This window comes from Thermococcus sp. Bubb.Bath (assembly GCF_012027595.1).
Classification (GTDB): domain Archaea; phylum Methanobacteriota_B; class Thermococci; order Thermococcales; family Thermococcaceae; genus Thermococcus.
Map to the genome: position 1 here is coordinate 1 of NZ_SNUR01000038.1, position 445 is coordinate 445.

The 445-nt window shown below is 40.7% G+C and carries 1 protein-coding gene and 1 pseudogene; both read left to right on the forward strand.

Going from position 1 to position 445, the window contains the following annotated elements; all coding sequences use genetic code 11:
* Positions 1–186: CooT family nickel-binding protein (locus E3E29_RS11410; protein ID WP_167911107.1), on the forward strand; the 186-nt coding region annotated here is incomplete at its 5' end.
* 4 nt (positions 187–190) lie between these two features.
* Positions 191–445 (forward strand): annotated as a pseudogene (locus E3E29_RS11640) (hydantoin racemase); the annotation flags it as partial.

The following is a 445-nucleotide window of genomic DNA, read 5'->3' on the forward strand; positions in this document are numbered from 1 at the left end:
TCAAAAGCCGTTGTTGTGGAAAATGGAAAGGAAGAAATCATAATGGAGGACGTGGCGTTTTTGTATTTTAAGGAAGGAAAGCCAGTGATAAGAGACATTCTCGGTAGAGAGATGCTACTCGAAGACTATGAGCTGGACAGCATTGATTTTCTGAGGCACATCATGAGGTTTAAACTCAGGGGGTGATTCTATGGAGGTAATTTTTCTTTTTATTGTCATTATTCTGTCAGTTGCATCTTTCATTGGAGTCTTTTCGAGGAGCGCAATTTTAACGAAGTTAGTAAATGCTCTCTCCGCTCTTGGCTCATTGACAATAGCCTATGCCGGGATTGTAGGTCTCAAAGAGAGCGTTGAATTAAATATCACTCTGTTACATCTGAAATCGGATTCCATTATCAATGCTTTCTCAACTCTAACACTCAAAGTCGACCCGCTGTCAGGCTTA